Raw genomic sequence first — 16,856 nt, forward strand, 5'->3', positions numbered from 1 at the left:
GTGCGTATGAGCGCGCGTCCATATGCGCGTACGCGGCCGAATCTCCCCGCCCCGCTCTCCCCCGTCACCGCTGCTGCCTCTTCTCCGCCTCGCCCTATGTGGCCGCTGATCGTAACTCCCGGTCAAGGAGCCCACGGCAGCCAGGCGCTCACCTCGAAGCCGCCGCCCCGCGAAGAGCCGTGCCGCAGCCGCCCGCCCGCGAGCGAAGCACGCTCGGTGAGGCCGATCAGGCCCTGTCCGGAGCCCGGCACGAGCGGCACATCACCGGGTGGCGCCGGGTTGCGTACGACGAGGGAGAGGCCCTCACCCGGGGCGCCCGACACGGCGACGGTCACCTCGGCGCCCGGGGCGTGCTTGCGGGCGTTGGTGAGGCCCTCCTGGGCGATGCGGTAGGCCGTACGTCCGACGGCGGCGGGCACGGTGTCGGGGTCCGTGACGTGGTGTTCGAGCTCGACCTTCATACCCGCCTCGCGGGACTCGGCGACCAGGGTCTCCAGGGCGGCGAGGGTCGGCTGCGGGCGTCCTGAGGCCTCGCCCTCACCGCCGCCGCGCAGGACACCGATCACCTCGCGCAGGTCTTGAAGCGCTTCGTGCGAGCTCTCCCTGATCACACCGGCCGCGCGGGCGATCTCCTCGCGGGGCGCGTCCGGGCGGAACTCCAGGGCGCCCGCGTGCACGCTGAGCAGGGTGAGGCGGTGGGCGAGGACGTCGTGCATCTCGCGGGCGATGGACTCACGGGCCAGGCGCTGGGCCTGTTCGGCACGGAACGCGGCCTCCTTCTCGGCGCGGACGGCACGGTCGCGCAGGCTCACCAGGAGCTGGCGCCGCGAGCGCACGAACATGCCCCAGCCGATGACGCCGGCACTGAGCAGGGTGCCGAAGAGAACGGCGACCAGAAGCGGCACATCGGGGTCGGGTCGCAGCCAGTAGACGAACGGCAGCACGCCGATCGAGACCCCGCCGATCCAGCCGACATACCGGAAGGGGCGGTGCACCGCGAGGGTGAACAGGGCCACGGCCGCGGCGCCGCCCGCGGTGTCCGAGACCACGCTGACCGGCACCATGGCGATGGCGAGGCCGACCGGCCAGCGCCTGCGCAGCCAGACGGCGGCGCAGGCGAGCGCCCCGAGCACCTGGTCGAATTCGGCGAAGCCGCGCGAGATGTGCGGGTTGTCGCCGACCGTCTCGGCGGCCACCATCCCGACGGCGACGGCCACCAGGAAGCAGGCGAAGTCGACCAGCCAGTCGCGCAGGGTCCGCCGGGGCCTGCTTTTGCCACTCATGGTCGACAAATCTACGCACTGTCAGGGGCGTCGCACGCCGCTCGGACGTGATCGTCTACCAAAGTCGCGGAGGTGAAGACTTTCGGCGGGGGCCAGGAGGAAGAAGCCTCACCCCGTGGCCGATGTGCATGGGGAGTTCACGGAGCGAGGCTCTTCGGTATGAAGCGGGTACTTGAGGTCTTCGGCGTCCTTCTCCTGATCCAGGGCGTGGCCGCCCTGACGCACGAACTGACCGGCCGGCTGCGCGGCTGGGGCATCGTGCGGCGGATCGGGTTCCTCGACGGCTACGAGATCTACACGGGCGTCACGCTGATCGTCCTCGCGCTCGCGCTGTTCGCCGTCGCGGAGAGCCGGAAGCCCGGCGGGAAGACCCGCCGGGAGACCCACCGGAAGACCCGCTAGTGCCGTGCCACGGCGGGCTCAGCAGCCGCGGTCGACCAGGTCGAAGGACTCGTAGTGGTCGGCCGTGTAGTAGTCCTCCTCGTTCTTCTCACCGGTCACGATGCGGCGCGCACCGCGGTCGGGTGAGCCGGGCGTGACCACGGTGTACTCGTGGTAGTAGCCGGAGCTCTGCGACGGCAGGATGCCTTCCCTGTTCGAGAAGACGGTGTTGTCCTGCGGATACGGGTAGGGGCCGCCCGCCTCGATCAGATCCAGGGTGTCGTGCGCCTGGGCGGGCAGCGCGGAGTAGCAGATGTCGCCGACGGCGGTGATGGAGTACGCCGTCGAGGCGGGGGCGTGGGCCGGAACCGCGCTCGCGGAGGCGGCTACGGGGCCGCCGATGAGCAGGGCGGCGGCGAGGGCGGTGACGCTGACGATTCGTGGGGGGATTCGCATGGGAACCAGTGTGACGCGCGTAGAGGTTGTCGTGTCAACGTCAAGTGCGGTGAATTTTCCGGGAGTTAACCGAGCGCCACCGGTGGTACGCCGTGAGTCCAGCTCGGTGGCGCCGGTGCTCTTCCGTGCCATCAGTCCTTCTCGGCGGCATCCCTCTCGGCGGCATCCTTCTCGGCGGCATCCTTGGCGGCAGCGTCCTTCTTGGCCGCGATGCGGTGCTCGGCCATGTACTCACGCATCCGCAGACTCGTGGCACCGCTCGTGTAGAGCACCGTGCCCCCGATCGAGAGCGGCACCGAAAGCCCGAGCCAGGCCAGCATTTCGGGCCACCTGCGCTGCGCGCGGCAGTCGTCCCACGTGGCGTCCTGCCAGGTCGGGGCGGACCCCTCGTAGAAGAGCAGCGACTGGCACTTGCGGCTGTCGCTGTACTCGTCGTCCCCGTCGCTGAACGGCGCCATCAGCTGCCACGCGAGCACGACCCAGATGACGCCCGCCGCGAAGAGCAGCACACCGCCCCAATTGCGGTGTATCTCGGCGTTCCTGCCGAATTTCTGCTCGAAGTCCCCCATGGACATGCCTCCTTGACCGGCCACGCGGCCACGCGGCGACCACGGAACGTATCACCGCGCCCCGCGCCCCCAGCCGGTCCCCACCAGAACCAGCACACCCCCCACCAGACCCACCACACCAAGCCGTTCACCGCCAAGGGCGATCCCCACCGCCGCCGCCCACAACGGCTCCGTACCGAGAAGGAGGCTCACCCGCGAAGGGGACGTCCTGCGCACCGCCCACATCTGTACGAAGAAGGCGAAGAGCGTGCAGAACACGGAGAGGAAGAGCAGCCCCGCCCACTCGCGCGCCCCGAAGTCCGCCGCGACGGACCAGGGCGTCCCCCGCGCCCGAGGCGGCGAGCACCGCGAACACGGCCACCGCGCCGCCCAGTTGGACCGTGGTGAGCGAGAGCGCGTCCGCGCCGTCGACGGCCTTGATCCGCGACATCGCGAGGACATGCACCGTGCGCGCGAGCGCCGCCAGGAGGATGAGGCCGTCCCCCAGCGAGGGCCGCGTGAAGCCGCCGCCCTGGGTCAGCAGGACCACGCCGAGAACGGGTCCTGGGTCTTGTCGGTTCTCTCACCTACTCAGACCGTGCGCCCGCCCGGAAGTCATCGCATCCCCTGCGGCCTCCCTGCCGGATCTCCGCGTCCATTTCCCGCCAGCCCCGGCGTGTGCGGACCGCTTTTATTGAACCCGCAAGCACTTATTGCGCAGCACGGAACATAACTACGCAAGTGAGGTTCGGAACATGTCTTCTCTGACCGGCAAGACGGCCCTGGTCACCGGCGGCAGCCGCGGTATCGGCGCGGCGATCGCGCTGCGGCTCGCACAGCAGGGTGCCGATGTGGCGATCACGTACGTCAACGGGGAGGCCGCCGCTCTCGACGTCGTCGCCAAGATAGAGGCCGCAGGGCAGCGCGGGTTCGCCATCAAGGCCGACGCGGCGAACCCCGGGGACGCCGCGGGCGCGGTGGAGCGTGCGGCGGACGATCTGGGCCGCCTGGACATCCTGGTGAACAACGCGGGCATCGGCGTCCTCGGTCCCATCGGGGATCTGGCGCTCTCCGATGTCGACCGGGTGCTCGACATCAACGTACGTTCGGTCTTCCTGGCCTCGCAGGCGGCGGCCGGGAGGCTGGCCGACGGGGGCCGGATCATCTCCACCGGGTCGGGCCTCGCGAAGTTCGCGGGCGGTCCCGGCGGGACGCTGTACGCGATGAGCAAGGCGGCGCTCGCGGGGATGAGCAAGCCCCTGGCGCGGGAGCTCGCGGGGCGCGGGATCACGGTGAACGTGGTGCATCCCGGGGCGATCGACACGGACATGAACCCGGCCGACGGGCCGTTCGCCGAGCCGCAGCGGGCGGCTACGGCGCTTGCTCGCTTCGGCTCGGCGGATGAGGTGGCTTCGCTGGTCGCCTACCTTGCCGGGGACGATGCGGCGTTCATCACGGGGGCGGAGTTGGTGGCGGATGGGGGGTATGGGGCGTAGAGGCTCCATCCCGTTCCCCGCTCTTCACAAGCGCCGGACGGGCTGAATCTTTCAGCCCGTCCGGCGCTTGAGGACGAACTCGGCGAAGCCGGTGATGGACGGCGCCGCCCGAATCAGCCGCCGAGCTCCTGGTACCGCGCCGTCAGGCGACCCGCCCCCGCCTCCGTCAGCGAGCCGAAGAGGTGCAGCCTGGAGATGCCACCGTCCGGGAAGATGTCGATCCGCACGTGCGTGCCGACGACCGGGGCGTCCAGGACGAAGCGGTGGTTGGTGTCGGGCTGCAGGCGGGTGCGGGGCAGTGCCTCGACCCACTCGCCGCTCTCCCCGTCACGGACCGAAAGCGCCGCCCAGCCCGCCGAGTTGCCCTTGAGGTACGCCGTGTCGATCTCGACGGCGCGGATCTCGGACTGGGCCACCAGCTGGTAGCGGATCCAGTCGTTGCCGGTGTCGCGGCGGCGGCGCGTCTCCCAGCCGTCGTCCATCTTGCGGGAGCGGCCCGGCTGGATGGTGTTGGTGGCCGGGGAGTAGAAGCGGTCGGACGCGTCCTCGACCTGGCCGCCGTTCTCCAGCGCGAGCACGTCGAACGTGCCGAGCGCGGCGAGCCACTTGGGGTCGGCGACGACCTCTCCGTACACGCGAAGGCGCGCGATGCCGCCGTCCGGGTGCTGGTTGACGCGCAGGTGCGTGAAGCGCTGCTCGACGTCGACGGCGAAGCCGTTGGCCGCGTGGCCGCCGACTGCCGTGCGGGGTACGAGAGTCGTCCACTTCACGTCGTCCGCGAGGAGCTCGTCGGGGGTGGGCGAACCCTCGACGTTGGCGCCCTCGACCGACACGGCCTGCGGGTAGTTGCCGCGGAAGTGGGCGGTGTCGATGACGATGCCGCGTACGACGCCGGGGGCGCCGAGGCGTACGAGCGCCCAGTCGTGGTCGTCGGCGGTGGGCCACGGGTGCTCGGCGGAGACTCCGCGGCGGCGGCGGGTCTCCCAGCCGTCCATGACCTTGCCCTTGTGCCCGAAGTGCTCCGGGTCGAACACGGCGGCGTGCGCCAGGAGCAGGTTCTCGCGCATCGCGAAGAACTCGTCGTTGGCGGCGATCACACCGGCGCCGAGCTGCCGGTCGGCAAGGTTGGCGTACTGCGTGAAGGGGAAGTCCGCGGTGCGGTAGTCCGCGAAGGGGTCGCCGCCGCCGTAGGGGCTCGCGTCGCCGGTGAAGGTCGGTATCGCCGTCGTCACAGTGATCAGTTCTTCCTTTCCAGAAGTCGGCCTGCGGGTTCGCTGAACTCGCCGCCGTGCAGAATGCGTTCGCCGCGCAGCCAGGTGGACTTCACGACGCCGCTGAGGGTCTTGCCCGCGTACGCCGTGACTCGGTTCCTGTGCTGGAGCTCCGCGGGGTCCACGGTGAAGGTCTCGTCGGGCGCGAGGACCGCGAAGTCGGCGTCGCGGCCGGCCTCGATGGCGCCCTTCTGGTCGAGTCCGGCCAGTTCGGAGGTGCGCGTCGACATCCAGCGCACCACGTCGTCGAGGCTGTGGCCGCGCTTGCGGGCCTCGGTCCAGATCGCGGGGAGGCTGAGCTGGAGTCCGGAGATGCCGCCCCACGCGGTCGCGAAGTCGTCGGTCTTGAGGTCCGCGGTGGACGGCGAGTGGTCCGTCACGATGCAGTCGATGGTGCCCTCGGCGAGCGCGTCCCAGAGCAGGTCCTGGTTGGCGGCCTCGCGGATGGGCGGGCAGCACTTGAACTCGCTCGCGCCGTCCGGGACTTCCTCCGCGGTGAGCGTGAGGTAGTGCGGGCAGGTCTCGACGGTGAGCTTGACGCCCTCGCGTTTGGCGGCGGCGATCAGGGGCAGCGCGTCCGACGACGACAGGTGCAGTACGTGGACACGGGCGCCGAGCCGCTTGGCGAGCGAGATGAGCCCCTCGATAGCGACGTCCTCGGAGACACGCGGGCGGGTGTCCAGGTAGTCCGCGTATTTGGGGCCGCTCTTGTGCGGGGCCGCGTCCAGCTCGTGCGGGTCCTCGGCGTGCACGATGAGCAGTCCGCCAAACCCGGCGATCTCCGCCATGGAGGTGGCGAGGCGGTCCTGGTCCAGGTGCGGGAACTCGTCCACGCCCGACGGCGAGAGGAAGCACTTGAAGCCGTAGACACCGGCGTCGTGGAGGGGCTTGAGGTCGCCGACGTTGTCGGGCAGGGCACCGCCCCAGAAGCCGACGTCGATGTGCGCCTTGGTGCGGGCGACGTCCTGCTTCGTACGCAGATTGGCGACCGTCGTGGTCGGCGGCAGGGAGTTGAGCGGCATGTCGATGAGGGTGGTGATGCCACCGGCGGCCGCGGCGCGGGTGGCGGTCCAGAAGCCCTCCCACTCCGTGCGGCCCGGGTCGTTCACATGAACGTGCGTATCGACGATCCCAGGCAGCAGGACGTCGTCACCGAAGTCCTCGAGCCTGGCTCCCGCCGGGACCACGGCTTCGTACGCCAGCACAGCCACGATCTTCCCGCCGGAAACCGCGACCGACGCGGGGCGGGTTCCCTCCGGGGTGATGACGCGCGTGGAGCGCAGCACCAGTTCGACGTCCACTTCAACGGCCACGTCCTCAACGCCCTCTCATCGCGGTTCTTCGCCCTGTCCGTCGTCCGTTCTCTTCCGCTACACAGACCTTTCGGTTCCGCTAAACGGAATTCAACGTTCTGTTGAAAGAGTCTTCACGGCCGATCCCTAGTCGTCAAGAGGCCACCTGGAGCACCCTGGACGTTTCCACAAAGTGGAATTAGAATTCCGCAGGCCAGAACGTAGCTACGCACAACCGGACCGTCAAGCGATCACCGGGCGTGACCGCGGAGAAGCGGACAAAGGCCCCCTGACCGGCGAAGACACCAGTACGGTCAAAAGACCGTGCGGGAACCGCCCGATAGGCTGCTGCCTTGCCCGTCAGCCCCGAAAGGACTGCGCCGTGCCGACGTCAAGCGCCAGCGACGCCTCCACCGAAGTCGCCGCCCCCAAGCCGCCCGCTGCCAGCGGTGGTGTCCAGTCCCTCGAGCGCGCCTTCGACCTCCTCGAACGGATGGCGGACGCCGGGGGTGAGGTCGGCCTCAGCGAGCTCTCCGCGAGCAGCGGCCTTCCGCTGCCCACGATCCATCGCCTGATGCGTACGTTGGTCGCCTGCGGCTATGTACGCCAGCAGCCCAACCGCCGCTACTCCCTCGGCCCGCGCCTGATCCGCCTCGGCGAATCGGCATCGCGCCTGCTCGGCACCTGGGCGCGCCCCTACCTCGCCCGCCTGGTCGAGGAGACCGGCGAGACGGCGAACATGGCGCTGCTCGACGGGGACGAGATCGTCTACGTCGCCCAGGTGCCCTCCAAGCACTCCATGCGGATGTTCACGGAAGTGGGCCGCCGGGTCCTCCCTCACTCCACAGGAGTCGGTAAGGCCCTGCTCGCCCACACCGCTCCCGAGGAGGTCCGGGCCCTGCTCGGACGCACCGGGATGCCCGCCGCCACGGAAAAGACGATCACCACGGCGGAGGGCTTCCTCGACGCGCTGGAGGAAGTGCGCAGGGCGGGCTACGCGGTCGACGACAACGAACAGGAGATCGGGGTGCGGTGCCTCGCGGTCTCGGTCCCCAACTCTCCTACCGCCGCGGCCATTTCGATCTCAGGACCGGCGGGCCGGGTGACGGAGGCGGCGGTGGAGAAGATCGTGCCGGTGCTGCAGGAGGTGGCGGTGGAGCTGTCTGCCGCGCTGGCCAGTTCGGGGCCCCAGGCGTAGGGCCATTGCGCTGAGCGGAGGGGCGGGGAGCCCCTCCGCTGAGATCTGTCAGAAGGGTCCTAGCCCGCGCCACCCCTGATGAGCCCCCGTCGCGTCGCCACGGCCACCGCGCCTGTACGCGAATCAACCCCCAGCTTCGCGTAAATGTGCACCAGGTGAGACTTCACCGTCGCCTGGCTCAGGAACAGCCGCTTGCTGATCTCCAGGTTGGAAAGACCTTCCCGCACCAGCCGCAGCACCTCCAGCTCCCGCCCGGTCAACGCCTCCCCGGGCGTCCGCATCCGGTCCATCAGCCGATGCGCGATGGCGGGAGCGAGCGCGGACTGCCCCGCGGCAGCGGTCCGTACCGCCGCTGCCAGCTCCTCCGGCGGCGCGTCCTTCAGCAGATAGCCCGCGGCTCCCGCCTCGACCGCGGCGAGGATGTCGGCGTCCGTGTCGTACGTCGTCAGGACAAGGACACGCGGCGCCCCCGCCACCGCGGCGATCGCGGCCGTGGCCTGCGCCCCGTGCATCCCCGCCCCGAACTGAAGGTCCATCAGGACGACATCGAACTCGCCGGTCGCGGCGAGCGAGACCGCCGCCTCGGCCGTAGCCGCCTCCGCCACGACGGAGAAGTCCGGCTCGGTGTCGAGCACGGCACGCAGCCCGGCGCGTACGACGGGATGATCGTCGGCGAGGAGCAGCCGGATGGGCGCCGGTGCCGGGGCGCTCACAGCGCGGCTCTCGTCGGAAGCGGCAGCGTCACCGCGACGGCCGTGCCGTGCCCCGGCATCGACTCCACGCTGAGCGTCCCGCCGAGCGAGCGGGCCCGCGCCCGCATGGCGGGCAGCCCGAATCCGCCGTCTCCGCCCTCGTGCGGCGCGGACGCCGGATCGAAGCCACGCCCGTCGTCGACCACGTCCAGGGACACCGAGGTGTCCATGAAGCTGAGCGTGATCTCGGCGCGTCCGGCGCCCGCGTGCTGGACGGTGTTCGCCAGGGCGGACTGGGCGGTGCGGAGCAGGGCCACTTCGTACGGGGTGGGCAGCTCGGTGGGCGTACCGCTGACGGTGAACTGAACCTGCACTCCGGACCCGGCCGACGCCGAGAGCCGCTCGAGCGCCGCCGCCAGCGACCCGCGCTCCAGATCGGGCGGGCTCAGGGCCCGCACGAAGCGCCGTGCCTCCGCGAGGTTGTCCTGCGCGGCGGCACGGGCCTGCTCGATGTGCGGCGCGGCGGGCGAGCCGACAGGCAGGGAGCGTTGCGCGGCGCGCAGCAGGAGCTGGATGGAGGAGAGCCCTTGCGCGAGCGTGTCGTGGATCTCGCGGGCGAGGCGCTCGCGCTCGGCGAGGGTCCCGGCGGTCCGCTCGGCGGCGGCGAGCTCGGCCCGCGTGGCCATGAGCTCGCCGATGAGCTCGCGGCGCCGCTCGCTCTCCCGGTACAGCGCCTCGTACCCGAGAACGGTGGCGACCGCCACGGCCGCGCCGAGCAGCGGCCCGATGAAGCTGCCGGGCGATACGGGCGAGCCGTGCAGCAGAAAGCCCGCGATGGCGGCAGCGGCGGTGAGCACCACGGCGGGCACGGCCCAGCGCACCGGAAGGAGATGCAGTTGCAGGAAGTACAGGGGGAACGCCGTCCACAGCCCGTCCGGCGACAGGACGAGCAACGCCACCCAGCACACGCCGAGCGCCGCGAGCCACACGGCGGCGGCGCGCTGCGAGCGGGCGACAGCCGGGCTGAGGACACCGGCCGCGTAGACACCGCCCATGGCGACCGCGACCGCCACGACAGCACCGCCGCGCGGCCCGCCATCGGCCACGGCCCGCACCACGGCGAGGGCGAGCAGCCCGGCGAGCAGCGCGTGCAGACACAGGCGCAGGACGAGGGCCACGGGGGTGGTCCGGGAGTCGGAGTCGGACCCGGCGGAGAGCATCGGAACCTCGGACGGGAGTGGAGGCGAGGGCTCGGTTGCGGTGATGTTCATGGGACCTTCCAGCGTATGCGGAACCGCCCCGTGTCCCCTCAACCGAAAGGTTGATCGCGAGCTCCCTCCTTCGATTCGGGTGAAGCGTGCTGTGGCGCGATGCCGTGGGGACGTGCGCCGACGCAGGGTGGGGGCATGTTCGTCGCATGGAGAGACCTACGGTTCGCCAAGGGGCGGTTCGCCCTGATGGGAGCCGTCGTCGTACTCATCACTCTGCTCGTGGGGCTGCTTTCCGGGCTCACCGCCGGGCTCGCCAAGGAGAACACCTCCGCCATCACCGGCCTCCCGGCAGACCAGCTGGCCTTCGCCGCCCCGCCGCCCGGCCAGTCCGCGTCCTTCACCACCTCCCAGCTGGAACAGCGGGCCTGGGAGACCTGGGCGGCACGACCCGGAGTACGGTCCGCCGAGCCCATCGGGATCAGCACCCTCAACGCCACCGCGGGCCATCGCGCGGCCGCCGTCTCCGCCTTCGGGGTGGAACCGGAATCCGGGATCGCGCCGGAGGGCATCGCACCGGGCCGGGTCGTGCTCTCCGAGAAGGCCGCGAAGGAGCTCGGCGTCGGTCCCGGGGACACGGTGCGGCTCGGGGGAAGCGGAGTCGAGGAGCGCGTGGCGCGGGTCGCGTCGGACGCCTCGTACAGCCATACGCCCGTCGTATGGACCGCGCTCGACGACTGGCAGGGGCTCGGCCACCGGGGTACGTCGAAGGACGACCAGGCCACTGTCATCGCGCTGCGGACCGGCGGCGGGGTCGATCTCGCGGCCGGGGACAAGGCGGCGGGCACCGAGACGAAGTCCCTGGACGGCGCGCTCACAGCCATCGGCTCCTACCAGGCGGAGAACGGCTCCCTGCAACTCATGCGCGGCTTCCTCTTCGTCATCTCCGCGCTCGTCATAGGGGCGTTCTTCACGGTGTGGACGATCCAGCGAGCCGGTGACATCGCGGTGCTGAAGGCGCTGGGCGCTTCCACCCCGTACCTCCTCAGGGATGCTCTCGGCCAGGCAGTGCTGATGCTCGCCGCCGGGACGGCCGTGGGGACGGGGATCGCCGTGGTGGCCGGTGCCGTGATCAGCGGCGGCGACGTCCCCTTCGTCCTCGATCCACCGACCGTCCTGTGGCCCGCCGCCGTGCTCATCGCCCTCGGGGCACTGGGCGCGGGCCTGTCCGTCCGGCGGATCACCGCCGTCGATCCACTGACCGCGCTGGGGAGTGCCCGATGAGCCTGTTCCTCGAAGACATCACGCTGACGTACGAGGACGGCGACGGACGCCTCACGGCACTCGACGACGTCGGGCTCGACGTCCCCGCCGGGACGCTGACGGCGGTCGTCGGTCCTTCCGGCTCCGGCAAGTCCAGCCTGCTGGCGGTGGCGGCGACGCTGGTGACGCCGGATCGGGGCCGGGTCGTCGTAGGCGGTACGGAGACGGGGGCGCTGTCCGCCGCCGAGCGGGCGGAGCTTCGGCGCCGGCGGATGGGGATCGTCTTCCAGCAGCCGAACCTGCTGCCGTCCCTGACGGCGCTCGAGCAGGTGGAACTGATGGCACGCCTGGACGGCCGCGGGCGTTCGGGCGAAGCACGGGAGCGGGCAGGGAAGTTGCTGGACACCGTCGGCCTCACGGGGCTCGCGCACCGGCGCCCGCATCAGCTGTCGGGCGGACAGCGCCAACGGGTCGGTATCGCAAGGGCGTTGATGAACGAACCTGCGGTACTGCTGGTGGACGAGCCGACCAGCGCGCTGGATCACGAGCGGGGCGGTGCGGTGCTTGAGCTGCTGGGGCGGCTCACGAGGGAGTGGGGGACGGCGACGGTGCTGGTCACGCATGATCGGTCCCGGCTCGGCGTCGCGGACCGGGTGGTGGAGATGGTGGACGGGAGGGCGGGGGTTGCGGCCCCCTGACCCCGGCGTCGCGGGGCTGAGACACATGCGGCTCCGCCGCACGGGCGCGACCAGCCCCCACCGGCCCGCAGCGACCAACGATCAACGGCATTCAAGGCCCCGGCGCCAGCCGGTTTTCGGGAAGGGGCGGGGTTGGGGAGAAATCCTCCGCCCGCATCCTCCGCAACGCCCGCCCCACCCCCCTCGGCACAGCAGGCCCCGGCACCCACATCACCGGACAGCCCACACGCGCGGACACGTACCCTCGCCCGCCATCTCCCTGAGTGGCGCTGGGCGTTGCCGCCGGGTGGGCTTTCCCTCTGGGTGGATCTGGGTCAGCCGATCGCCTCGGCCCTTGCCCGTGCGGTGCTTGCGCACGGGGTGCGGATCGAGGGTGGGGCGCGCTTCGGTGCGGATCCGGGTACGCATGAACATCGGTTGCGTATTCCTTATACGCTGCCGGTCGCCTCCGGCGAGGAGGCGGTGCGGCGGCTGGCCGCTGCGCTGGGCGGGGGCCTTGGGCACTCCGCCGCTGCCGGAGGGCCTCGGAACTGGGTTGCCTGACCCCTGGCTGATCGGTGCCCCGCTGCCCACAACGGAGGCGACTTACCTACCTGACCCCCGGCTCCCCGAAAAGCTCCACCGCGACCCGTACCGCCGAAAGCCCCGTGGCCAGGGCGCTGACGGAGCCGATCGCCGACGCCACAAGCAGTAGCGACCGTCGCAGCCGCGGTACCTCCGGCGCGCCGCTCACCGCCATGGCGGCCAGCGCCGCCAGCTCGTCCTCGGCGATTCCCCGGTCGGGGAACTCGGCCGGATGCGCCGCGAGTTCACGGCGCAGCCGCGACACCGCGGTACGCAACTCCGCGACACGCGGATCCTCATCGCTGCCGGCCACTAGCCTCTGCCCCACACTCCGCAACACAGCTCTCCCCCACGCACGACGCCGTGCGCATGTTCTCGTACACATCTTGCAGTTCTTGCAGATCTCGCGGACCCCGCGCGGCGTTGGTCAGACACCAGGGGGACGCGGGCCAGTAAACGCCACGGGAAGCAGGACGCGCCACTTTCTGGCCGGAAGTCACCGCCTCAGTTGCGGTATGCAGGAGTCATGACGAATCCGATGATCGCCGGGCTCCTTCTCGCGGCGGGCGGCGGGCGGCGCCTCGGCGGCAGACCGAAGGCGCTCCTCGACCACCAGGGGCGGCCCCTCGTGGAACACGCGGTCCGCGTCCTGCGCGAGGGCGGCTGTACGCGGGTGCACGTGGTGCTCGGCGCCGACGCCGATGTCGTACGCGAGAAGGCCTCGCTCCCCGGCTGCGTACTGATCGACAACCCGGAGTGGGAGGAGGGGATGGGTTCGTCGCTGCGGGCGGGGCTGCGCTCACTGAGCGGCTCCGACGCGAGCGCCGCCCTCGTCTCGCTCGTGGATCAGCCCGGCATCGGCCCCACTGCGGTCGCCCGCGTGTACGCCGCCCACCGCTCGCCCGCCACCCTCGCCGCCGCCTCGTACGAAGGGGAACGCGGCCACCCAGTGCTCTTCGGCGCCGATCACTGGGCGGGCATCGCGGCGAGTGCGGTCGGTGACCGGGGGGCGCGCGCCTACCTGAAGGAACACGCGAGTGAGATCACTCTCGTCGAGTGCGGGGACGTGGCTCGCGCGTACGACATCGACACACCCGCCGACCTGATCCACCTTGAGTAATCAGCGTGGCACTCAGCGACACGTTCTGTCGATGAAGAGAATCTCGACATCAACAGACGATTGAACTTCCACTATGAGGAAACTAGTATCCACTGTTCAGAAGCACCCGTTCCCTCAAGTGGGGCCCACGGCCGTATCTCGGCCGCGGTGGCACTGAGTGTCACCGCGAATGCCCGGCGGTCGCCAAGGCGCCACCTGTGAAGCTCGCTGAAGGAAGTGACAGCTCATGTCCGCACCAGCGCAGTCCCCGCTGGCCATCGTCGACGCGGAGCCTCTGCCGCGGCAGGAGGAGGTCCTCACGGACGCGGCCCTCGCCTTTGTGGCCGAGCTGCACAGGCTCTTCACGCCCCGCCGTGACGAGCTCCTCACCCGCCGCTCCGAGCGCCGCGCCGAGATCGCAAGCACCTCCACGCTCGACTTCCTCCCGGAGACCGCGGCGATCCGCGCGGACGACTCCTGGAAGGTGGCACCGGCCCCGGCCGCGCTGAACGACCGGCGCGTCGAGATCACCGGGCCGACCGACCGCAAGATGACCATCAACGCCCTGAACTCGGGCGCCAAGGTCTGGCTCGCGGACTTCGAGGACGCTTCGGCGCCCACCTGGGAGAACGTGATCCTGGGTCAGCTCAACCTCACCGACGCCTACGAGCGCCGCGTCGACTTCACGGACGACCGCACCGGCAAGTCGTACGCCCTCAAGGACGCCGACGAGCTCGCCACCGTCGTCATGCGCCCGCGCGGCTGGCACCTGGACGAGCGTCACCTGCAGTTCGAGGGCCGCCCGGTGCCCGGCGCGCTCGTCGACTTCGGCCTGTACTTCTTCCACAACGCCAAGCGCCTCATCGAGCTCGGCAAGGGCCCGTACTTCTACCTCCCGAAGACGGAGTCGTATCTGGAGGCCCGCCTCTGGAACGACATCTTCGTCTTCGCGCAGGACTACGTCGGCGTCCCGCAGGGCACCGTCCGCGCCACGGTCCTCATCGAGACGATCACGGCCGCGTACGAGATGGAGGAGATCCTCTACGAGCTCCGCGACCACGCTTCGGGCCTGAACGCGGGCCGCTGGGACTACCTCTTCTCCATCGTCAAGAACTTCCGTGACGGCGGCTCGAAGTTCGTCCTGCCGGACCGCAACCTGGTGACGATGACGGCCCCCTTCATGCGGGCATACACCGAACTCCTCGTCCGCACCTGCCACAAGCGCGGCGCGCACGCGATCGGCGGCATGGCCGCGTTCATCCCGTCCCGCAAGGACGCCGAGGTGAACAAGGTCGCGTTCGAGAAGGTCAAGAACGACAAGGACCGCGAGGCGGGCGACGGCTTCGACGGTTCGTGGGTCGCACACCCGGACCTGGTGCCGATCGCGATGAAGTCGTTCGACGCGGTGCTCGGCGAGAAGCCCAACCAGAAGGACCGCCTGCGCGAGGACGTGAGCGTCGCCCCCGGCGACCTGATCGCCATCGACTCCCTCGACGCGAAGCCCACGTACGACGGCCTGGTCAACGCCGTCCAGGTCGGCATCCGTTACATCGAGGCCTGGCTGCGCGGCCTCGGCGCCGTCGCCATCTTCAACCTCATGGAGGACGCGGCCACCGCCGAGATCTCGCGCTCGCAGATCTGGCAGTGGATCAACGCGGGCGTCGTCTTCGAGAACGACAAGACCGCGACCGCCGACCTGGCCCGCGAGGTCGCCGCGGCCGAACTGGCCGCCATCCGCGCCGAGATCGGCGAGGAGGCCTTCGCGGCCGGCAAGTGGCAGCAGGCCCACGACCTCCTCCTCCAGGTCTCCCTGGACGCGGACTACGCGGACTTCCTGACGCTGCCCGCATACGAGCAGCTGCGCTGACTTTCGTACGTAGTTCATGACTGAGCCCTCGGCACCGCACAGCGCCGGGGGCTTGGTCATGGGCGCCCCGCACCAACTAGCCGATGTGCCGCGACCAATCCTGCTCGGCCGCGGGCTTCCCATGCAGATCAGGCACCCGCTTCAGCCAGGCAGGCCGCCCCTTCTCAGTGGCTGCAGCGCGCCTGGCGTCGGCAGCCGCGAGATCCCCCCGACTGGGAAAGTCCACCGGCAGCCAGGCCGCGGAGGCCCCCGCACGGGCCGACAAGAAGCCGACGTACGCCTCCCGCACCTCGTCAGGTGACGAGAACCCCGGCTCATCGGCCAGCCACGCGTCAGGCACCAGCGCGACGATCTCGCGGAGCATGACCTCGGTGACGAGCGGCGCCAACTCGGCATCGGCGGCCCGAGTGTCCGGCCCGTACACGCCCAGGGCGTGATGCCGGAAGTCGTACACCTTGTCAGGCGGCGTCACGCCCCAGCGGTGATGGAAGACCAGCGCCGCACCATGGTCGATCAGCCAGAGTCGAGGCTCATGGATGCCGAAGAACGTGGGCCAGACCATCAAGTTCGAGCTGTGCACCGTGCGATCGACATTCGCGGTGAGGGCGTCGAGCCACACCACCTTGCCCGCCTCCAGCGGATCCACGTCCAGCGCCTCGGGAGTGAAGTCCACGGCGCCCGGCAGGAGGTCCATGCCCAGGTTGAGCCCGGCGCTGGCGTCGAGGAGGTCCCGCACCTCCTGGTGCGGCTCGTCCGCCGCGACCGCCGGGTCGAAGTGGACCAGAACGAGCTCGGGGAAGCGCAGGCCGAGGCGGCGGGCCAGTTCACCCACGATGATCTCGGCGACCAGCGCCTTGCGGCCCTGGGCCGACCCGGTGAACTTGACGACGTACGTGCCCAGGTCGTCGGCCTCGACGACGCCGGGCACGGAGCCCCCGGTCCGCAAGGGCTCGATATAACGGGTCGCGGTGACTTCAGTCAGCATTTCCCCAGTCCACTCATCTCTTCAACCATGCGATCCACAACCCTGGTGCGCTGGGTAGCGGCCGGGCAGGCTAGTTTGCTCGGATGAGTCTCCTTGATGATGTGGCCGAGCGCGACGGCTGGCGGTGCTGGGTGTGCGACGAAGCGGTCGACCCCGACGAGTCGGTGAACGACCTGCGAGGGCCCAGCGTCGACAGCCGGACCGCCGACCGGAAGGCCAAGGTCGCCGAGCGGCTCGCGCACCGCGGATGCAACACCCGCAAGGGCGCGGTCAAGGTAGTCATCGCATGGCCGGACCGCCTGTACGTGGTCGAACCCGCGCCACTGATCACCGTTGCCGGGAGGCTGGAGCGCAAGGGGGGCCGCGAGATGGTGGGCCGTTGTCCGACCAGGCGGGACGCCCAGGAGGCGGCGGACTGGCTGGTGGACCGGTTCTCCCGACTCGTACCGGGGCTGCCGGTGACCGCCGACATCGAGCCGGGCGGCGGCCAGTTCCTCGTCATCCTGTCCACCGGCCGCCGCTGACCGCCTGGAGCGCGTCCCCGTCTGATCATTT

At 70.5% G+C, this 16,856-nt stretch carries 17 protein-coding genes and 1 pseudogene; 8 read left to right on the plus strand and 10 right to left on the minus strand.

The features are described from left to right. Positions 1-122: 122 nt before the first annotated feature. Positions 123-1,283, minus strand: coding sequence for a sensor histidine kinase (locus tag ACGFSB_RS06395; RefSeq protein WP_393394908.1), 1,161 nt, complete (start codon positions 1,281-1,283; stop codon positions 123-125). A gap of 159 nt (positions 1,284-1,442) precedes the next feature. Between ACGFSB_RS06395 and ACGFSB_RS06400 the strand changes: the two genes are divergently transcribed. Then, positions 1,443-1,685 (plus strand): hypothetical protein, encoded by a 243-nt coding sequence (locus ACGFSB_RS06400; RefSeq protein WP_393394911.1) that lies wholly within the window; start codon positions 1,443-1,445, stop codon positions 1,683-1,685. Positions 1,686-1,703: 18 nt separating this feature from the next. Here the strand turns inward: ACGFSB_RS06400 and ACGFSB_RS06405 are convergent, their stop codons facing one another. From ACGFSB_RS06405 to ACGFSB_RS06415, 3 genes and pseudogenes are all read right to left on the minus strand, one after another. Beyond that, on the minus strand, positions 1,704-2,120 hold the full coding sequence (locus tag ACGFSB_RS06405; protein ID WP_393394914.1) for a ribonuclease domain-containing protein: 417 nt from the start codon (positions 2,118-2,120) through the stop codon (positions 1,704-1,706). Between the two features lie 131 nt (positions 2,121-2,251). Next, a complete protein-coding gene (locus tag ACGFSB_RS06410; protein ID WP_393394917.1) occupies positions 2,252-2,689 on the minus strand; it encodes a hypothetical protein in 438 nt (145 codons plus the stop codon). A gap of 51 nt (positions 2,690-2,740) precedes the next feature. Continuing rightward, positions 2,741-3,227 (minus strand): annotated as a pseudogene (locus ACGFSB_RS06415) (EamA family transporter); the annotation flags it as partial. 196 nt (positions 3,228-3,423) lie between these two features. Here ACGFSB_RS06415 and ACGFSB_RS06420 point away from each other — a divergent pair. Further along, positions 3,424-4,164 (plus strand): SDR family NAD(P)-dependent oxidoreductase, encoded by a 741-nt coding sequence (locus tag ACGFSB_RS06420; protein WP_393394920.1) that lies wholly within the window; start codon positions 3,424-3,426, stop codon positions 4,162-4,164. A 113-nt stretch (positions 4,165-4,277) separates the two neighbouring features. On the opposite strand, the gene alc is transcribed toward ACGFSB_RS06420, so the two are convergent. Both alc and allB read right to left on the minus strand, forming a co-directional pair. Continuing rightward, positions 4,278-5,396: an allantoicase gene (alc, locus tag ACGFSB_RS06425; RefSeq protein WP_393394923.1), complete on the minus strand. Its 1,119-nt coding sequence runs from the start codon at positions 5,394-5,396 to the stop codon at positions 4,278-4,280. 5 nt (positions 5,397-5,401) lie between these two features. Further along, positions 5,402-6,748 carry an allantoinase AllB gene (gene allB, locus ACGFSB_RS06430; protein WP_393394926.1) on the minus strand — a complete coding sequence of 449 codons (1,347 nt, stop codon included), beginning with the start codon at positions 6,746-6,748 and terminating at the stop codon, positions 5,402-5,404. A 361-nt stretch (positions 6,749-7,109) separates the two neighbouring features. Here allB and ACGFSB_RS06435 point away from each other — a divergent pair, with 361 nt between their 5' ends. Further along, a complete protein-coding gene (locus ACGFSB_RS06435; RefSeq protein ID WP_393394929.1) occupies positions 7,110-7,925 on the plus strand; it encodes an IclR family transcriptional regulator in 816 nt (271 codons plus the stop codon). 59 nt (positions 7,926-7,984) lie between these two features. On the opposite strand, the gene ACGFSB_RS06440 is transcribed toward ACGFSB_RS06435, so the two are convergent. Then, entirely contained in the window at positions 7,985-8,638 is a 654-nt protein-coding gene (locus ACGFSB_RS06440) for a response regulator (protein ID WP_393394932.1), read from the minus strand. After that, a complete protein-coding gene (locus tag ACGFSB_RS06445) occupies positions 8,635-9,837 on the minus strand; it encodes a sensor histidine kinase (RefSeq protein WP_393395801.1) in 1,203 nt (400 codons plus the stop codon). The genes ACGFSB_RS06440 and ACGFSB_RS06445 overlap by 4 nt, the downstream gene beginning before the upstream one ends. 186 nt (positions 9,838-10,023) lie before the next feature. Between ACGFSB_RS06445 and ACGFSB_RS06450 the strand changes: the two genes are divergently transcribed. Both ACGFSB_RS06450 and ACGFSB_RS06455 read left to right on the plus strand, forming a co-directional pair. Beyond that, positions 10,024-11,109: an ABC transporter permease gene (locus ACGFSB_RS06450; RefSeq protein WP_393394935.1), complete on the plus strand. Its 1,086-nt coding sequence runs from the start codon at positions 10,024-10,026 to the stop codon at positions 11,107-11,109. Then, positions 11,106-11,786, plus strand: coding sequence for an ABC transporter ATP-binding protein (locus ACGFSB_RS06455; RefSeq protein ID WP_393394938.1), 681 nt, complete (start codon positions 11,106-11,108; stop codon positions 11,784-11,786). Before ACGFSB_RS06450 ends, ACGFSB_RS06455 begins: the two co-directional genes overlap by 4 nt. Before the next feature lie 589 nt (positions 11,787-12,375). Here the strand turns inward: ACGFSB_RS06455 and ACGFSB_RS06460 are convergent. Continuing rightward, positions 12,376-12,663: a DUF5955 family protein gene (locus ACGFSB_RS06460; RefSeq protein WP_393394941.1), complete on the minus strand. Its 288-nt coding sequence runs from the start codon at positions 12,661-12,663 to the stop codon at positions 12,376-12,378. A gap of 213 nt (positions 12,664-12,876) precedes the next feature. On the opposite strand from ACGFSB_RS06460, the gene ACGFSB_RS06465 reads away from it, so the two are divergent. Next, entirely contained in the window at positions 12,877-13,470 is a 594-nt protein-coding gene (locus ACGFSB_RS06465) for an NTP transferase domain-containing protein (RefSeq protein WP_393394944.1), read from the plus strand. Between the two features lie 226 nt (positions 13,471-13,696). Further along, positions 13,697-15,316: a malate synthase A gene (aceB, locus tag ACGFSB_RS06470; RefSeq protein WP_393394947.1), complete on the plus strand. Its 1,620-nt coding sequence runs from the start codon at positions 13,697-13,699 to the stop codon at positions 15,314-15,316. A 76-nt stretch (positions 15,317-15,392) separates the two neighbouring features. Here the strand turns inward: aceB and ACGFSB_RS06475 are convergent, their stop codons facing one another. Continuing rightward, complete coding sequence (locus tag ACGFSB_RS06475; protein WP_393394950.1) at positions 15,393-16,301, minus strand: HipA family kinase; 909 nt, start codon at positions 16,299-16,301, stop codon at positions 15,393-15,395. Between the two features lie 83 nt (positions 16,302-16,384). Between ACGFSB_RS06475 and ACGFSB_RS06480 the strand changes: the two genes are divergently transcribed. After that, positions 16,385-16,825, plus strand: coding sequence for a hypothetical protein (locus tag ACGFSB_RS06480; protein ID WP_393394953.1), 441 nt, complete (start codon positions 16,385-16,387; stop codon positions 16,823-16,825). Positions 16,826-16,856: the final 31 nt, after the last annotated feature.

Source organism: Streptomyces sp. NPDC048441, from assembly GCF_043200235.1.
GTDB lineage: Bacteria > Actinomycetota > Actinomycetes > Streptomycetales > Streptomycetaceae > Streptomyces.